The sequence below is a fragment of the Gimesia aquarii genome, assembly GCF_007748195.1.
Classification (GTDB): Bacteria; Planctomycetota; Planctomycetia; order Planctomycetales; family Planctomycetaceae; genus Gimesia; species Gimesia aquarii.
This window is the reverse complement of record NZ_CP037920.1, coordinates 6,275,710-6,292,168: the sequence shown is the minus strand read 5'-3', so window position 1 is coordinate 6,292,168 and position 16,459 is coordinate 6,275,710. Positions and strand designations below refer to the sequence as shown.

The following is a 16,459-nucleotide window of genomic DNA, read 5'->3' as shown; positions in this document are numbered from 1 at the left end:
TGGGGCAAAGGACAGGTAAATACGTGCTTATTGCGCTTTATCTGTTTTGAATGGAAAAGTTGACGAATTTCAGTCTATAAACACAAACCAAAACAAGTTCAACGATTTTAAACCGGAAATAACCCTCGGATGAATCAACCATCTCCAACAATAGATGTCCAACAGGCAATCAAAACGACTCATGCTGCTATTGCCGAAAAACAGCTTTCTGAGTCAGCTTTCACAAACTTACAACGCTGGCTTACTGAACCTCAGTACGCTTCTTATTTGCCATCTCTTCTCAGGCTGATTGAAGCAGAAGACTTTGCTACTTTGGATACTTACTTTTGGGAAGTGATTCCGTTTGGGACCGGAGGCCGACGTGGATTGATGAGCGATCTGGGCTCAGCCACGATAAACGAAAGAACCATCGCTGAATCGGCTCATGGGTTGGTGGCTTACTTTAAGAAATATTCGGGTTCCGATACCGGCAAAGCAGCCATTGCTCATGATTCTCGTATCAACTCAGAACGATTTGCTCGAATCGTTGCTAGTGTGATCGCAGCCCATGGTTTGACAGTTCACTTTTTCAAAACACCTCGTTCTACACCAGAGCTTTCGTTTGCGGTCAGACACCTCAGCTGTGATGTCGGGGCGATGATTACCGCATCGCATAATCCCCCTTCTGATAATGGTTTTAAAGCGTACTGGTCAGCAGGAGCACAAGTTCTGCCCCCGCACGATCAAGGTATTATTGATGAAGTGTATCAAGCGACCGAAATCCCGATCATTGACTTCGATCAAGCCGTGGAGCAAGGCTTAATCAAGATTATTGATGAGGATGTTGCCAGCGAATATCGAAACGCGGTGATTTCACACAGTCACTCGACTTCGAGAGACCTTCAAGGTCTATTTACTCCGCTGCATGGAGTAGGGGAAACGTCTGTATTTCAGGTGTTACAACAGGCAGGCTTTGAAAAAATTACGCGTTTTGAGCCCCAGTGCGAGCAAAACGGGAATTTTCCCAATGTTCCCGACCAATTGCCTAACCCGGAACGGACTGAGGTCTATCAACCGGCGATCGAATTAGCCGGACAAATCGATTCAGAAATCATTCTTGCCAGTGACCCCGATGCCGATCGGTTGGGAGTATGTGCTAAAAATACTGCTGGAGAATTCATTCATCTGACGGGAAATCAAATCGGTGCTTTACTGGCCGATTATATTCTCCGAAAGCGTAAGGAAAAACAAACACTCACACCTGAGCATTTTGTCGTAGAAACAATCGTCACGACCCCCTTAATTGCGGCCATTACACGAAAATCAAATGTTCGTATCATCAATAACCTGCTGGTTGGATTTAAGTACATTGCTCAAACAATGGACGAAGAGGGCCCAGAGCGATTTGTCTTTGGTACGGAAGAGTCTCTGGGATATCTGGCTGGGGAATATTGCAGGGACAAAGACGCAGCGATCGCGGCACTTTGGGTTTGCGAACTGCTGGCAGAATTGAAAAGCAAGTCAAAGACTTTATTTGACCGCCTGGATGAGCTGTATATTGAACATGGATACCATCTGGAAGGACAGGTTTCAAAGACCTGTAAAGGATCAGAGGGAAATCAACAAATCAAAGAATTGATGAAAGCATTTCGGCAGACTCCTCCGCAAAAACTGGGAAATCTTACATTTACCCGCGCAAGAGACTATCAAAACCTTGAAATTCGCTCATTGCCGGAAAATACCCCCTCTGCGACCTTTTCTAAACCAGAGGGAAATGTTCTGATGTTTGAAGCGAAAGGCGAAGGATTGCCTCTAACTGTACAACTGGGTGTGCGCCCTTCGGGTACGGAGCCTAAGATTAAATTCTATTATTTTGCACAGGCAGAGGTGTCCGATCCTGATCAGCTCGCAAAAACAAAAGGCGAGGCTTTCTCAACCATTGAATCTTTTAAAGAGGCTTTGATGGGCTGGATCGACAAGACTCTGGAAACCAGTTAGAAGATTTACCAGATACTATCTAAGGAATTTTTTCGGACGAATCACTATTCTTAGATTGTGACGAGTCGAGATGAAACTAAAATGATAAATATGGTTGATTTCGTTGTATGAGAACGGGATTAGTCAGTTTTCCTCACAGAAATAATCATCAAGTGAAAGCAGCAATGCACTCTGACCAACTCCAAGTTGAGCAGTTTTATATCTGTCTGCTCCCACCTACCTCTATATCATCAGCGATAACAATTGAATCTAGTATTATCAGTTTTCAGGCAACATCATGACGAAACAGCGTATCGGGATTTGGATCATTGGAGCATGGGGTGGTGTCTCAACAACCGCCGCCGTTGGTTTATCAGCACTTCAGAAAGGTACTACGGGTGCGAGTGGGCTCGTCTCAGAAAACCCTTTTTTTGAGAAGTTGAATTTGGCAAAATGGGATCAGTTTGTCATTGGCGGTCATGAAATTCGCGACACATCTTTTGTTGACGCTGCCAAACATTTCAGCGAAACATCCGGTGTATTTCATCCTGCTTTATTGCAGTCAGTTGAATCGGAATTGAAGGCATTCGATCAAAATGTAAAACCAGGAACACTCATCCATGTCGGAGATACGATTAGATCCCTGGCCGGTAATTCGGTGAAACAGTACGATCAGGAAACTTTGCAAGACACGATTTCACGTTTGTCAGCTGATATTTCTGAATTCCAGCAAAAGCACGATCTGGCACATGTCATTGTTGTCAATCTGGCTTCGACAGAACCTCCCGTCGAGGAGTCTGCAAAGACACTCAGTCTGGATGAATTAAAACAAGCGCTGGCGTCGGCAGAAACGTCTCCGGTTCCCGCCAGCACGCTTTATGCCATCGCTGCGATGAATGCCGGCTGTTCACACATCAACTTCACACCTTCGGCAGGTACTGACTTGCCAGCTTTGGTTGAATTGGCTGAAGAGAAGAATGTGTTGCATGCGGGACGCGATGGAAAGACGGGAGAAACATTGATGAAAAGTGTTCTCGCGCCCATGTTTGCACACCGTAATTTGAACGTGATGAGTTGGGTGGGGCACAATATTTTCGGAAATCTGGACGGTAAAGTCCTCGATGACCCAGTCAATAAATCAAACAAAGTTCATTCCAAAGATCATCTATTGACAGAAATCCTTGGTTATAAGCCACAGACCCTGGTGTCGATCGAATATATCGAATCGATGGGAGACTGGAAAACCGCCTGGGATCATATTCACTTTCAAGGATTCCTGGATACTAAAATGTCGCTGCAATTTACCTGGCAGGGAACAGATTCAATTCTCGCAGCGCCTTTAGTGCTCGATTTAGTACGGTTTACTGAGCGGGAATGGCGTCGCGGAGATCGATCTGGGGTCATGTCACATTTAAGTTCGTTCTTTAAAAGCCCCATGCAGGCAACCACACCAGAATTCGAACGTCAATACCAGCAACTTGAGGAATGGGCTAACAAAGTTTCCGAAGAATCTCAATCATCATGAAAAAATGGCTTGCGTATTTTCAACTAATGCGGCTACCCGCTGTATTTACAGCGATGTCAGATATTCTTCTTGGCTACCTACTGACACACAACTCATTTGAGCTTCCCATTCAATTCGCCTTGTTGATTGTCGCTTCAACCAGCTTGTATCTGTCTGGTATGGTGTTTAATGATGTGTTCGATCGTAAGGTCGATGCAGAAGAACGACCTTCACGCCCTATCCCTTCCGGACGAATTTCGACACAGCACGCGGCAGTTCTGGGAGGGTTGCTGATGTTGGCGGGGGTCGGGGCTGCACAGGCGGTAGGGAAACAGAGCCTGATTGTTGCCAGCCTGTTGGTTGTCGCTATACTGAGTTACGATAGCATATTGAAAAGAACAATTCTCGGCCCACTTGCGATGGGACTTTGTCGATTTCTAAATGTCATGTTAGGCGCCAGCGCTGTTGCGCGCGAGATTAATCTTTGGGTCAAACCCCAGTTACGAATCGCCGCCATTTTAGGAATGTATGTTGTCGGCCTTACCTGGTTTGCACGAATGGAAGCAAAAAACAGTCATCGCGGGCACTTGCTCGGTGGTACTCTGGTTATCAATGCGGGGCTGGCAGCACTGGTGTGGATGATTGCAACTTATCCCTGGCCACGTGAACTTAATTTGACGATGTTGCTGACAGCGCTGGGAGTGGTTGTGTTGACAATCAATCGCCGTCTGATACAGGCAATATTGAATCCGGTTCCTCAAAATGTTCAAATCGCTGTGAAGACAATGCTCTATTCCTACGTGATGTTGAACGCGATTATCGTTTTTGTCTGGACTACCAATCCGCAGTACGCAATTCTCACGGCTGCTTTGCTGATTCCTACAATCGTACTTTCTCGATGGATGTCAGTCACTTAGCTCCACTGCCAGTGAATTACATGGCAGGTTGAAAGCCCATTACCTGATAGCGTGCTAGTTCCAATGTGTCCGCGAGCTTGATCGCGCTGATCGCTTCGTATGAAAGCATGACTTTTCTTGCGCCCAAGGAGTCTGGTTTATCGCGTTCCAATAACACAATTCCACTTGAAAGTAAAAAATTCTGAAAAGGAATCGATTCTTGGAACGTAGTCACAACGATTCCCTGTTTGGGAATACTTTCCGGCCAATTCTCCAATATCGAACGCCAACCTTCTGCACTTTGCATTTGATCTCTCTTTAATTCGTGGTTGATGATAGAACAGCTTGTCAACGCGAAAGATAAGGTTTCGCCATTAATTGAGCAAGAGGAACCTTTAAAGAACTTGAGTGTCTTTCGTTTTTAGAGAGAGCCTGTATGATTCAACAGCATGCGCCGTGCATGTGTTTTGACATATGTGAGCCTTTTTCAGAGAATCATTTTTCTTGAACAACAAACTTAAAACAAAGGCATTACCATTTGGCGAATTTGTGGCAATGATGGCACTGATGCAGTCCTTGGTAGCGTTGTCAATTGATGCGATGCTGCCTGCATTAACCGAAATTGGCCAGGACCTGGGTGCAAAGAAAGTCAATGATAGCCAATTGATTGTCACAATTTTGTTTTTGGGATTGGCGTTTGGGCAGGGAATTTATGGGCCACTTTCGGATACAACGGGTCGCAAGCCAGCAATTTATTTGGGCTTCAGTCTGTTTCTGACAGGATGTTTGTGCTCTCTGTTTTCAACAGATCTCATCGTCATGCTCAGTGGACGGTTTCTACAGGGGCTGGGGCTGGCAGCACCAAGATGTGTGATTGTGGCAATTGTCCGCGACCAATATGAAGGCCCTGCAATGGCTCGGGTGCTCTCGTTTGTGATGACGATTTTTATTTTTGTGCCTGCGATTGCACCGGCTTTGGGACAAGGAATTTTATTTGTGGCGCACTGGCGGGCTATCTTTGCTGCATTGTTATCTTGTGGAATTCTGACATTAATCTGGTTCGCTTCGAGGTTACCAGAGACCCTGACAGTCGATCGTCGGATCCCATTTACCTTTACGCGAATCAAACAAGGAATTTTGGAAGTCTGTTCTCATCGAGTTTCTTTGGGATATACGATTTCGTTGGGTTTGATTTCCAGTGCGTTTCTGGGATATTTGAGTTCGGCTCAACTGATTTTTCAAAAGCAATATCAATTAGGGACGATGTTTCCACTTTATTTTGCGATTCTGGCTCTCTGTATCGGCAGTGCTTCCTTTCTAAATGGAAGACTTGTCATGCGTTTTGGGATGCAGAACCTGTCGCGTTGGTCTAAGCGTTTTTCCACGACAATCTCTCTGATCTTTTTTCTATATGTCATTTCTATGGCAGGTCATCCTCCGCTATGGTCTCTTATGCTCTACATGATGATAATTCTGTTTTGCTTTGGTATTATGTATGGAAATTTAAACGCAATGGCTATGGAACCTCTTGGGCATATTGCCGGAATGGGAGCCGCTGTGACAGGAGCAATCTCAACTTTAATTTCCGTACCCTGCGGTATACTCATCGGACACAGTTATAATGGTACCGTGATCCCTGTCATTAGTGGGTTTGCCATCTCGGGCGTACTCATTGTGTGCGTGATGCACTGGGTAGAATCAACAACGCATTCATGAGATTTTTTCTATTGATTCTGTCCTAATAATTTTAAAATGCGGATTTTGTAATGGGATACCAATTCAAACAAGAGGAATCTCTGGCGAGTGGAGTTCATCGGATTGCACAAGAGCAACTAAGCCAGGCCATTTGTGAGTTACAGAACCCCAAACGGGACCGGCATCAAGCCATACATGAGGTTCGAAAACAGTTTAAGAAACTGCGTGGGTTGATTCGCCTTGTTTGTTCAGGATTAGGTGATGACTTTTCCCGCCTCAATATCTGGTATAGTGCTGCTGGGCGCAGGCTGTCTCGTGTGAGAGATGCGGAATCAATGTTAGAATCGCTTAAAAAATTAAGTAAGCGTTTTAGTGATTCTGGATACGAAGCGTTGTTCTCTGAGTTCGAAAAGAAGTTGCTAATCCGCAGGCAAAATATTGTTGAAGAATGGATTGATCTGGATCGAGAGTTAGAAAAACTGTCGGAGCAACTTGAAGAAGCTCGAGACTCAGTTGGAAACTGGAAGATCGAAGGAGCGGTGGAGAAAATCATCTCACATGGTTTGAAACAAACATACCAACAAGGCGCGAAAGCTTTAAAAAAAATCCATCGCCGTCCGAATGATGAACTGTTACACGATTGTCGCAAGGCAAGCAAAAATCATCTTTATCATATGAGGCTCATAGTCGATGTCTGGCAACCGGTGATTTCAGCTCGTATCGTTGAATTGGATCGATTAAACGATCTGTTGGGAGACGACCATGATTTAGCAGTCATGACTCAACTTGTACAAAATGAAGAAAGAGTACTTGAAACTTCTACTGATATCGATCTGCTTCTAAAAATGATCAAACAACAGCGAAAAGAACTGCAATCAGCGGCTTTCAAAATCGCAGACCGTGTCTATGCAGAAAAGTCAAAGGCATTTGCTCATCGTATGCGAACTTATTGGAATCTTTGGCAAAATCAATGCTCCCGTTAGTCTGTGCTAGATGTACTCAAGCTTTATTTTCTTGTTCTTGTATTCAGACAGATTTCTGAGTACAGTAAATTGAGCCGTTATATTTATGATTAATAACAGTATTATTCTTTAACTGATGTATTCTGTGATTACGATTTGAGAGCCGTTATGAATTCGAAGGAACATGAAGAAATAGAAGAAACTCCTCCTCAATCAGATCCAGCAACAAATTCAAGTCGAACGCCATTGATGGTCAGAACACTGGTAATTGTGTTACTGATCGTTGTTTGCATAGGAGTTTATTTAGAACAAACCCGTCAGCCAGATCAGAACGAAAGTTCTCTCAAAGGCGAGTTACAAAAATTGGGTTTGGCTTATCATGAATTTCATCGAATGCGGGAACAATCTCCACCAAACCTCGATGCATTAATCGATTTCATGAACAATCCACCGCCACCACCCAAGCAAACAAGCATTGTTCCTCCTGATTCCGTTTCTATTGTCGAGATTCCGCCATCAATACAGGAAATGGTTCGAAAGGGACAGCTCGTTGTGATCTGGGATGCATATTTAACAAACTCCGGTCAGGAAAATGATAAATATCTGCTTGCCTATGAGAAGGATTCCGCAACGAACGGTGGTTTCGTGCTTACTGCAGCAGGCCGCGCCTTCGAACTTGCAGCAGACGCATTTAAAGCATATCCACTGGTCACAACCAAAGCAAAAAGTGAAGATCAAATGGAAATCCAGCCAGGTGATTCCAATAAAGAAGAGAGCGAGTAAATTCCCACTTTTATTTCGCTTGTGGTATTCGCAGAAGTGAAATCAACAGCCCACGTTTATGTCCGTGGACTTCAGCGATTTCGGGCAGGTGGCCACAAACTTCAAAGCCGAATTTTTTGTTTAAGTGCTTGGTACCTTCGTTATGGTCGAAATGCATGCCAACCAGTGTTGTGATTCCCAGGGCAGGGCAGGCATCAATCATCTTTTGTAACAGAAACGAACCGAGTCCCTGTTTCTGGTGTGAGTTGGCGAGATAGAGACTGACTTCTGCTGTTTTGTCATACGCGGGACGACCGGCATAAAAAGAAGTCAGATAAATACAGCCCACGATTTGGTCCGCTTCATCCTCTGCAACCCAGATCGGACGTTTTTGGGGTGAGAATTGCTCAAACCATTGTATGCGGTCAGCGACCTCGATGGGTTTTGTATCCGCCGTTGCTGTACCGGCGGGAATCGATTGATTATAAATATCGACGATCGCTGGAAGATCTGCTGTAGTCGCATCGCGTGTCTTAATCATGATTCATTCCGATTTACTTTAATTGCCCCAGCATTTTTCGCGCTGCCTGTCCTAACATGACCGTATCAACGCCGACTGTGATCAGTGTGAACCCTTTTTCAATATAGGGCTTTATTGCATTTACGGTGACTCCAAAAATCCCTAGTGGCATGTTTTGTTTTTGGCAAACTTCGGTCACATGCTGAATGGCATTCACCACATCCGGGTGATCGATCTCGCCGATTTTTTTGAGGCTGGCAGAGAGGTCGTAAGGGCCGATCAAAACGGCGTCGACTCCAGAAACATTTACAATCTGTTCGATGTTATTCACTGCGTCAATCTGTTCGGCTTGCACAACCACAGTTATATTGTCATTAGCAGAACTGAGATAGTCATCGAAGGCAAAACCATAACCGTGTGCACGACCCAGTCCGACCCCCCGTGTTCCCTGAGGAGAGTACTTTGCATATGAAACTATTTTTTCCGCTAATTCAGGAGTATTCACTTGAGGGGCAATAATCCCGGCTGCACCGAGATCCAGGGCTTTTTTGATGAGCACTTCATCTGGTGCAGCGAGCCTGACGAGACAGGGTAAGGTATGTGCCACACGTCCTATGATTGTCTGCAAATCAGATGCGGCATACGTACTATGTTCAGCATCGAGAAATAACCAGTCATAGCCTGCTTCAGACAGGATCTCTGCAGTTTCGGGACAAGATAGCGTGACCATTGGTGATATCAGTAGTTCACCCTGTTTCAGTTTCGAGCGAAAATTGTGTGACACGATAAAATCCTCAATTTAAAATGAAGCAGACTTTTATTGATTAATATTCCGTTGAGATGGTTCTTGATAGAACCGGTTTGAAAAGAATTTTGCAGCCGAGATTGTTACGACTGGACACTCACGGTATTCTGAAATGAAGAGTAATTAATCGTCTTGTTAATGATATAGATCGAATTCAGGAAACGCTTCATGTCCACACAAATTCAGCATTTGCGGTTATATCTTTTGTTTTGTGTATGCACTAGCTGCATCGTATCTCCAATTTGGGGTAATGACAAGAAATCAGAACCGACAAATGCCAGGGAAGCGGCTACGAAAAAAGCAAAACAAACTGCCGAATTGAACAAAAAGTTTGCGGCCTGGAAAATCACTTTATCACCTGAGCAACAAGCTTGGGAAACGGTACTGGAAGAAAATCTGGGTTCCTTTTATCTGCCAATTTATAAAAAACAAAAACTAGCGGGAAGAGTGACTGCCTGGGATTATGTTGCCGATGATCCCCAGCTCCCTCGTATCTTATTGATTGGCGATTCTGTTTCACGAGGATACACATTGGCCGTACGAAAAGCACTTGCAGGCAAAGCAAACGTGCATCGCGCACCGGCCAATTGTGGACCGACGGCGACAGGCTTGAAAAAACTCGATGTATGGCTTGGCAAGGGGAACTGGGATGTGATTCACTTCAACTTCGGTATTCACGATCGACGCACACCACCGGCCGATTATGAATCGCGTCTGGAAACAATTGTAGAACGTTTAAAGAAAACAGGAGCCAAATTGATCTGGGCCAGCAGTACACCGATTCCCGCCGATTGGAAAGAGGGGCCAGCGATGAAAATGGCACTCGAAGAAAAGAACGCGATTGCAGCGCGTGTGATGAAAAAACAAGGTGTTGAGATTGACGACCTATTTACCTTTATTACTCCTCATTTGTCTGAGACACAGAATCCCAAGGACGTCCATTTTAACAGCAAAGGTTACGATCTATTAGGTAAGCAGGTGGCAAAACAGATAGCGGCTAGTTTAACATCGAAATAAATTTCTCGGCATCGATTCAATACTTTCCAGGGAAATTACTTCGACAGCAGCCAATACCCGATCCCACCAATCAGGCAAACACCGGCCAGGACAGAAGCAGCGATAAGCATGTTTTTGTGTTTGCCATTGGAGGGACTTTGATTGGGATCCGCGAATTCGAAGTGGTATGTAGCAGCAATCGTGAGCGTATCGCCGGGAAAAAGGATTTGTTCCTGAACCCGAGAGCCTCCGACTTCAATCCCATTTTTACTGTTTAAGTCCGTTACAACCCAATTACTGTTCTCAAAGCGGAATTCACAATGTTCTCCTGAAACGCCGGGGCGATCCACGTGAATATCACAGTTCGCATTCCGTCCTAGCACGAGCCGTTTCTGAGCAAGTGCGAAGCGTTGTTGGTCATCGAGGGAAACGAGTTCTGCTGAGTCGATCTGATCATTCATGGCTGCAGTCGTTTGTTGCGCCATCAAGTCTGTGGATGTGATTGGCATAGCTTGACGTAGCAGTCCACTCTTCGAGAATTCTGAATCGCCACCCCTCATGCGTTCGAGCCCCACCGTTTTTTCGTGTGCCTGTTCAGCAACACGACTGGCTGTTGCAATTTGCGAGGAAAGTTGGGGACTGGCAATACTCGACTGAGCGATTGCATTTCGCGCTTTCGCTTCACGCACGCGCTGTGAGACAACTTTGTTAAACCGAAACTCGACTGGTTTTCGTTTGGCAAATGGTTTTAATGCGGCAGCTAATTCAGCCATCGATTGAAAACGGTCATCTGGCTTTTTCGCCATCATTTTTTCTACAATCGCGACAACTTCCTTTGGAACTTTCGGTGCGATTTCAGCAATTGACCTCGGTGATTGCTCACGATGTCCTTGAATCTTTTGAGAAGCGGTTCCTTTAGGGAACGGAAGTTTTCCAGTCAGCAGAAAATACATCGTACTGCCAAGACCGTAGATATCAGCGCGGGCATCTACAGACTGCCCGTCTCTGGATTGTTCGGGAGCGATATAATCGGGTGTGCCTACGCAGCCATGTCCAAAGATCATCGCCAGCGAGAACTCTGCCTCGGGGTTATCCTTCAGAAGAGCCAGACCAAAATCCAGAACTTTTACGAATCCTTCCGCGTCGATAATCAAATTTTCCGGTTTCAGATCGCGATGCACAATCCCTGCCTGATGTGCGTTTTCAAGACCCAATGCCGCTTGATAGATGACATCACAAACCTGCGGAGTCGGCAGCGATCTCTGTTTGAGTAAAACCAACTCAAGCAAGCTGATTCCTTTGATAAACTCCATCGCGATGTAACATATGGCGCCCGTATCATCAAAATCAATTGTATGTACCACATGCGGATGTTGTAAACGTTTACCAGCAGTGGCTTCGAGTTTCAGTCGCGTGAGCATTCCCGTATCGTTGCGGCATTTTTCATTCAGCACTTTCAATGCAACTGGCACAGACGTTTCCACATCTTCAGCTAAATACAGGCTACCCATTCCCCCGAATCCGAGGATTTCCAGGACTTTATAGTTATGAATAAAAAAGCCACGGGTCCGTCCTGAAAGCAGACGCTCACCTTGATAGCGGGTCAATACGTTCTCGGTCACCAGTTTTTGAGCTGCTTCTTTGGGAGTAGCAAAGCTTTCCAGCTTCAATTCGTCAATGGCAGCGCGAACTTCATCCTCTGAGAGAAGCTTACTCTTCCTTAATAACTCGAGAAAAGAATTGATATCGTGAGGTTTAGACATAACACATAAGCGCGAGAAATGGTTTTTATATTACAGCTATTATATACATAAACATAGAGCGATGGTAGCTATTTCAAAATCGAGAATGAACGAGAGCAGATTAGGAACTGTTTGGTATTGAAAAACAATTCCTGTAGTAGATGCGGTTTACATGGTCGAGAAACGTCATCATTTACTTTCCGAATTGAATCTTTCTTCACTCAACATGAAACGGCCTCACAGGTTTTTCTTGACAAAGGACTTTAATAGTCTCTATATTGGATAAAAATATCCACAATTGTCTGAAAGATCAACAGGAGAGTAGGCATCCATGAAGTTAAATTTCAGTCCATTGCGATTACTATTACTGGTAGGGGTGATCGCAGGGAGCTTTTCGATAGTTGGATTTGCTGCTGAAAAAGCGACAAAAGAAAAGATCTGTGTTGAGAAAACTGATTCACCCCACAAGCAAAACAGTGAGCAGAAACTGGCGACCGTCAAAGAGGCTCGAGAGCAGGCGCGGCTCTTGCACGAAGCCCTGCATTCGACACTTTTGATTGTACATCGCAAATATTACCGTGAAGATGAAAAGCTACCGATTCCTTCCAGCGTATTGGATGACGTGTTTGAGGAAATGCAACGTAAGCGGAAGATCCAGTTTCGCTGGATTTCAGTCAATGCCGAAGCAATGAATATTGATCACGAACCCAAAACCGAGTTTGAAAAACGGGCAGCTGATGTACTTTCCTCTGGCAAAAAAGAATTCGAACAAGTTGAAAAAGGAACCTATCGCCATGCAGGAGTGATCTGCCTGCCTTCCCAGTGCCTCAAATGCCACATGCCCAACCGCCGCAGTTCTGCTACCCGTTTTGCGGGTCTGATTATCTCACTTCCGGTTCAGAAATAACAATAATGTAGTCGAGGAGTTGACTTGACCTTAGTTCGACGTCATTGAATATTCCAATGTAAATTGGTGTCGATCACGGTTCGGAACAATTTTGGTTTTCTCGCATAACTTTTGAGTGACGGGATTCCAGGTACGGACTTCAATCCGGTTTTGATTGGGAATGAACCTCATCAGCCGAAAGCCATGGACTCCGTAATCAGAAAGAAGTTCATGGACCGGGTTATCCTGTGCACCTTTCACAGTCTGGTGTAGAGCTTGAGTGCGACTTTGGTCGCCACAGCAGATGAGGAAGAGATTTTTGTGTTTCCGAAAACACTTCTCCCACATTTGTTGAGATGTATTGCCCTGGGCACCATGACATTTTTTCCATGTCATGCGTCCTTTGGGAGCATCAAAATAATCGCGTGAATTTTGAGGGCGATTGAGTGGTCCCAGGTCCATATGGGTGGTGACCATGGCTCTTCGGTTGGAGTATTGTTCCAAAATCTGGTCTGCCCAGGCCAGTACGGGATCGGGTGCGTTACATTCCAGATGGACTATAATGAAATCCATGCCGGAAGCAGAAAACAATTGAAAGCTGTTGGCATTATTACCCGAAATTTTGGTTTCCCCCATGAGGGGTTCATAACAACCACCGTACCAGTCGAACTGAGTGAAACGCGATTTGGGAAAGTATTTTTGAAACAGAGAAGAATCGCCGTTTTTTGTGATCATGTCATGATTGCCCACACTGATTCCATAGGGAACCTTGCCATGTAACTTATTCATACATCTCCAGGCAACTGCCCATTGTTCGTCATTGTTGATATCGACAATGTCACCGACATGACTGACAAAAACGATGCGTTGTCGATCTTTTTCTTTGATAATGCAGTCTGTGATTGATTCAAAAAACGGATTGGCTGTGGGAGACTGAGTTTGAGTTTTACGCCCAGTTCCTTTGCCTGTGTAATGTTGTGTATCTGAGATGATGGCAATGCTGAACGTTCCTTCTTTTGCAGGGGGGAGTTGCTCTGCGTAAACGGGAAGGACAAATGCTGTAATGGCGAGGATCGTAGCGAATCTCTTTAAGAATTTCATCTCTGTTTATTTCCAGGTGAAGACGGTCATAGTGACTAGTAGACTAGGGATAGGCAAGCGTGTATCACGCTTTTGCTAATCGTACAGTTTGATTCTCAGTCTTTAATTAATGGCGGATCAGCAAATGCTGTTTGTTTGAGTTTACTCAAACTTTCTAATGATGCAATCAATCCAAAGAGCGTTTCATCTGATAATTTTATAGCATATCGTTTTCAATGGTTATTCAAGCTGACTATGAAAAGATAAGGTGGTTTTAGATAGAATTGATGAAAATTTTGATATCATTCTTATTCCATAACTGTATCATGAATTCGAGTAAAGTCATCTGGATGCAGTCCGCTTTTTCCAGTTTAAAATTAGAAATGATTTTATGAGTGGAATTATTGGTCATACAATGTATGCGATCCTGGCAGGCAAAGCGGCAACTCAAAAGAAGTTGCCGATTGTACCTGTCATTTACAGGAACTATGCCAGTTACCTTGCAGGTTCATATTTGGGTTGTGATATTCAAATCATGCCGGAAGCGGTTTGCGTTGATACCGGACAGGAGGTCGGCTTTGGAACCGCGCCTTTGAACCAAAGTCCGTTGACAGGTGGTGAGGTCAAACCGTGGTTGTTAAAATTTGAAACCCGGGAGTATCGTCCCCGTGAGATTCATCGTCAGTTTTATGGCCGTGCACATCTAGTGTTTGGTTGGACGCCAGCAGAGCGAAAAAACACGGTTCCCTGGGATCATTTGCCTGACTATGCAGCAATGGTCTTTCAGGATGCCAAAGACCTGTATGGTCCTGGCGAACGTAAATTGGCTTATTTGTTTGGCTGGCTGGCCCATATTGTAGGAGACAGTCTGATCAAATCAGTCCGGTCTGGTATTACGCTTGATATGTTGGGAGGAAAGTACACACCAGCCAATCGTCCGATTCAGGATCTGGTGACATTTCATGAAGTCGGACGTAAAGAACTACGCCTTGACTGGTACAATCTCCTGACCGATCTAGCGGAGACACCGATTGAACCGGTACAGTTACATTACATGCGTGTGGGGCAGCCGCGGGGCATGTTGGCAGCAGACTTTCCTGATGCCTGGGCACCTCAATATGAACCACTTTTATTGCGTGTCCTGGAAGAGAATCGCCGTTATCAAAAAATACGTAATCCACGACTCATTAAAAAATATGCGCTGATACAGTCGGGAACAAGCTGGAAGTGTGATGAGGAACTCAGTCGCAAGACAGGAGGGCTCACCTATAAAGAAATGGTTGAAGCGGCAGACAGAGCACAATTTCGTCATGCCTTGTGGGAAATGGGAGAAGCAATTGTTGTATTATTTGAGCAAGTCATAGAACGAGTACCGTACTTGCAAACCCTTCCCAATGCAACAAAACCTACCTGGGATGAAATCACCGCACGCTGGAAAAAGAGTAAATCTTCGAAATAGTACAGACGTGTTTGAAGATGATGACAAATATCGATCAATTAACTTATTGTGTCTTGGTTTCTTTTTTGTTGGCTTCATATTTGGCAATCCATTTTTCAGGGTCGGCGTCGAAGGCTTTGCGGCAGCCACTACAGCAAACCCAATAGGATTTACCTTGATATGTGACTTGCGATGTTCCAAGGCCACCAGAAATCACGCAGGTTTTGTCACCATAATCAGAGTCGCTTTTTGCGAAAGACGTTCCTTTGCGTCGTGTATTGATCGTATCAAAGCGAGTGTAACTCTCCCCTCGTAAATCGTATAGTTCAAACATGTAGCGGTCGTTATTCTGCTGATTGAAAATGATTTGTGCATACTTCTTTTCATCAGCGGGCTCGACCAGTGAGAGACTCAACTTAAACGTCGAGTGCATAACATTAGGATTGTCGTCTCCGGGTACTTTTTTAAGTGGGACGGAGAAGTCGCCTTCATAAACTCGTTTCTGCCCTGCTTTATTTGTGAGTATCAACTGGTACTTTTGTTTGCCTGTCAGATAGGTCAAACGCGCGTTTTTGTAGTAGCGGCTTTTGTCTGCCTTCATCACCAGCGCTGGTTGAGCCGGGTCTGTTTGTAAATCCCAAACCCAATCCAATGTTTCCACCGAACTGAATCCACCAATTTTTTTAAAAGTAGTGCCACCCCAGTCACCTAGCATAATTTGAAGTGGTTTGAGTGCTTCAAGTACATTATCAAATTTCTGTTCGTCGGGAACTTCAGTTTTTGTAACAGTAGATTTCGAATTATTACCTAAGGTAATCGGCTGAAAACGTCTTGTCGGTTTTTCTTCGTTTGCCAGATCGCCTTCTATTTCAAGAGAACTCGCAGAACCCAAATCAACTCCACTCCCTCCCAGATCGACGGTGACTTCCTCTGGTACATTTTGCGGTGCTTCCGAAGAGCTACAACTGACACAGAAGACTAAAGCCAATGCCCAAACAAGTGCAGGAAAAGTGTGACGCCGCGACATTTCAGATTACTCCCAAAGATGGACCAGGTTTGCGATTCAAATCGCATTTGGTTTTACTGGTAAAACAGGAATGTTTTATTGATGAAATAGTATAACAGTCTGTTCACGTTTTTGTCACTGGGAATTCAGTTCTAATAAAATTTCTGCATTCCTGCAGAGGTCCTTTGTGTATCATCTGGTTCGAGAGTAC

15 protein-coding genes are annotated in these 16,459 nt (G+C 44.7%); 9 read left to right on the top strand and 6 right to left on the bottom strand.

Going from position 1 to position 16,459, the window contains the following annotated elements; translation table 11 throughout:
- Nucleotides 1–129 precede the first annotated feature (129 nt).
- The 3 genes from V144x_RS24055 to V144x_RS24045 all read left to right on the top strand — a co-directional run bounded on the left by V144x_RS24055 (nt 130) and on the right by V144x_RS24045 (nt 4,377).
- Nucleotides 130–1,977, top strand: coding sequence for a phospho-sugar mutase (locus tag V144x_RS24055; protein WP_144989021.1), 1,848 nt, complete (start codon nt 130–132; stop codon nt 1,975–1,977).
- A gap of 277 nt (nt 1,978–2,254) precedes the next feature.
- Complete coding sequence (locus V144x_RS24050) at nt 2,255–3,481, top strand: inositol-3-phosphate synthase (RefSeq protein WP_144989019.1); 1,227 nt, start codon at nt 2,255–2,257, stop codon at nt 3,479–3,481.
- Nucleotides 3,478–4,377: a UbiA family prenyltransferase gene (locus V144x_RS24045; protein WP_144989017.1), complete on the top strand. Its 900-nt coding sequence runs from the start codon at nt 3,478–3,480 to the stop codon at nt 4,375–4,377. The genes V144x_RS24050 and V144x_RS24045 overlap by 4 nt, the downstream gene beginning before the upstream one ends.
- Nucleotides 4,378–4,393: 16 nt before the next feature.
- Here V144x_RS24045 and V144x_RS24040 read toward each other — a convergent pair whose 3' ends face one another.
- Nucleotides 4,394–4,663, bottom strand: a complete 270-nt coding sequence (locus tag V144x_RS24040; protein ID WP_144989015.1) for a hypothetical protein — start codon at nt 4,661–4,663, stop codon at nt 4,394–4,396.
- A 248-nt stretch (nt 4,664–4,911) separates the two neighbouring features.
- On the opposite strand from V144x_RS24040, the gene V144x_RS24035 reads away from it, so the two are divergent.
- From V144x_RS24035 to V144x_RS24025, 3 genes are all read left to right on the top strand, one after another.
- On the top strand, nt 4,912–6,072 hold the full coding sequence (locus V144x_RS24035) for a multidrug effflux MFS transporter (protein WP_144991123.1): 1,161 nt from the start codon (nt 4,912–4,914) through the stop codon (nt 6,070–6,072).
- 50 nt (nt 6,073–6,122) lie between these two features.
- Complete coding sequence (locus V144x_RS24030; protein WP_144989013.1) at nt 6,123–7,034, top strand: CHAD domain-containing protein; 912 nt, start codon at nt 6,123–6,125, stop codon at nt 7,032–7,034.
- A gap of 147 nt (nt 7,035–7,181) precedes the next feature.
- Nucleotides 7,182–7,796: a hypothetical protein gene (locus V144x_RS24025; RefSeq protein WP_144989011.1), complete on the top strand. Its 615-nt coding sequence runs from the start codon at nt 7,182–7,184 to the stop codon at nt 7,794–7,796.
- Nucleotides 7,797–7,806: 10 nt separating this feature from the next.
- On the opposite strand, the gene V144x_RS24020 is transcribed toward V144x_RS24025, so the two are convergent.
- Entirely contained in the window at nt 7,807–8,316 is a 510-nt protein-coding gene (locus tag V144x_RS24020; protein WP_144989009.1) for a GNAT family N-acetyltransferase, read from the bottom strand.
- A gap of 13 nt (nt 8,317–8,329) precedes the next feature.
- A complete protein-coding gene (locus V144x_RS24015) occupies nt 8,330–9,079 on the bottom strand; it encodes an HpcH/HpaI aldolase family protein (protein WP_144989007.1) in 750 nt (249 codons plus the stop codon).
- A 189-nt stretch (nt 9,080–9,268) separates the two neighbouring features.
- Here V144x_RS24015 and V144x_RS24010 point away from each other — a divergent pair, with 189 nt between their 5' ends.
- The gene (locus V144x_RS24010; protein WP_144989005.1) at nt 9,269–10,117 is read left to right on the top strand and encodes an SGNH/GDSL hydrolase family protein; all 849 of its coding nucleotides are present in this window, start codon (nt 9,269–9,271) and stop codon (nt 10,115–10,117) included.
- 35 nt (nt 10,118–10,152) lie between these two features.
- Here V144x_RS24010 and V144x_RS24005 read toward each other — a convergent pair whose 3' ends face one another.
- On the bottom strand, nt 10,153–11,859 hold the full coding sequence (locus tag V144x_RS24005; RefSeq protein WP_144989003.1) for an FHA domain-containing serine/threonine-protein kinase: 1,707 nt from the start codon (nt 11,857–11,859) through the stop codon (nt 10,153–10,155).
- A 310-nt stretch (nt 11,860–12,169) separates the two neighbouring features.
- On the opposite strand from V144x_RS24005, the gene V144x_RS24000 reads away from it, so the two are divergent.
- Nucleotides 12,170–12,745 (top strand): c-type heme family protein, encoded by a 576-nt coding sequence (locus V144x_RS24000; protein WP_144989001.1) that lies wholly within the window; start codon nt 12,170–12,172, stop codon nt 12,743–12,745.
- A gap of 30 nt (nt 12,746–12,775) precedes the next feature.
- On the opposite strand, the gene V144x_RS23995 is transcribed toward V144x_RS24000, so the two are convergent.
- Nucleotides 12,776–13,825 (bottom strand): metallophosphoesterase, encoded by a 1,050-nt coding sequence (locus V144x_RS23995; RefSeq protein WP_144988998.1) that lies wholly within the window; start codon nt 13,823–13,825, stop codon nt 12,776–12,778.
- Nucleotides 13,826–14,195: 370 nt separating this feature from the next.
- Between V144x_RS23995 and V144x_RS23990 the strand changes: the two genes are divergently transcribed.
- Entirely contained in the window at nt 14,196–15,263 is a 1,068-nt protein-coding gene (locus tag V144x_RS23990) for a hypothetical protein (RefSeq protein ID WP_144988995.1), read from the top strand.
- A 43-nt stretch (nt 15,264–15,306) separates the two neighbouring features.
- On the opposite strand, the gene V144x_RS23985 is transcribed toward V144x_RS23990, so the two are convergent.
- Nucleotides 15,307–16,269 (bottom strand): hypothetical protein, encoded by a 963-nt coding sequence (locus V144x_RS23985; protein ID WP_144988992.1) that lies wholly within the window; start codon nt 16,267–16,269, stop codon nt 15,307–15,309.
- Nucleotides 16,270–16,459 lie beyond the last annotated feature (190 nt).

Bases quoted from the DNA above. Each gene is read 5' to 3' on its own strand.
- V144x_RS24055 (WP_144989021.1), top strand. From the start codon at position 130: ATGAATCAACCATCTCCAACAATAGATGTCCAACAGGCAATCAAAACG.
- V144x_RS24050 (WP_144989019.1), top strand. From the start codon at position 2,255: ATGACGAAACAGCGTATCGGGATTTGGATCATTGGAGCATGGGGTGGT.
- V144x_RS24045 (WP_144989017.1), top strand. From the start codon at position 3,478: ATGAAAAAATGGCTTGCGTATTTTCAACTAATGCGGCTACCCGCTGTA.
- V144x_RS24040 (WP_144989015.1), bottom strand. From the start codon at position 4,663: ATGCAAAGTGCAGAAGGTTGGCGTTCGATATTGGAGAATTGGCCGGAA.
- V144x_RS24035 (WP_144991123.1), top strand. From the start codon at position 4,912: ATGATGGCACTGATGCAGTCCTTGGTAGCGTTGTCAATTGATGCGATG.
- V144x_RS24030 (WP_144989013.1), top strand. From the start codon at position 6,123: ATGGGATACCAATTCAAACAAGAGGAATCTCTGGCGAGTGGAGTTCAT.
- V144x_RS24025 (WP_144989011.1), top strand. From the start codon at position 7,182: ATGAATTCGAAGGAACATGAAGAAATAGAAGAAACTCCTCCTCAATCA.
- V144x_RS24020 (WP_144989009.1), bottom strand. From the start codon at position 8,316: ATGATTAAGACACGCGATGCGACTACAGCAGATCTTCCAGCGATCGTC.
- V144x_RS24010 (WP_144989005.1), top strand. From the start codon at position 9,269: ATGTCCACACAAATTCAGCATTTGCGGTTATATCTTTTGTTTTGTGTA.
- V144x_RS24005 (WP_144989003.1), bottom strand. From the start codon at position 11,859: ATGTCTAAACCTCACGATATCAATTCTTTTCTCGAGTTATTAAGGAAG.
- V144x_RS24000 (WP_144989001.1), top strand. From the start codon at position 12,170: ATGAAGTTAAATTTCAGTCCATTGCGATTACTATTACTGGTAGGGGTG.
- V144x_RS23995 (WP_144988998.1), bottom strand. From the start codon at position 13,825: ATGAAATTCTTAAAGAGATTCGCTACGATCCTCGCCATTACAGCATTT.
- V144x_RS23990 (WP_144988995.1), top strand. From the start codon at position 14,196: ATGAGTGGAATTATTGGTCATACAATGTATGCGATCCTGGCAGGCAAA.
- V144x_RS23985 (WP_144988992.1), bottom strand. From the start codon at position 16,269: ATGTCGCGGCGTCACACTTTTCCTGCACTTGTTTGGGCATTGGCTTTA.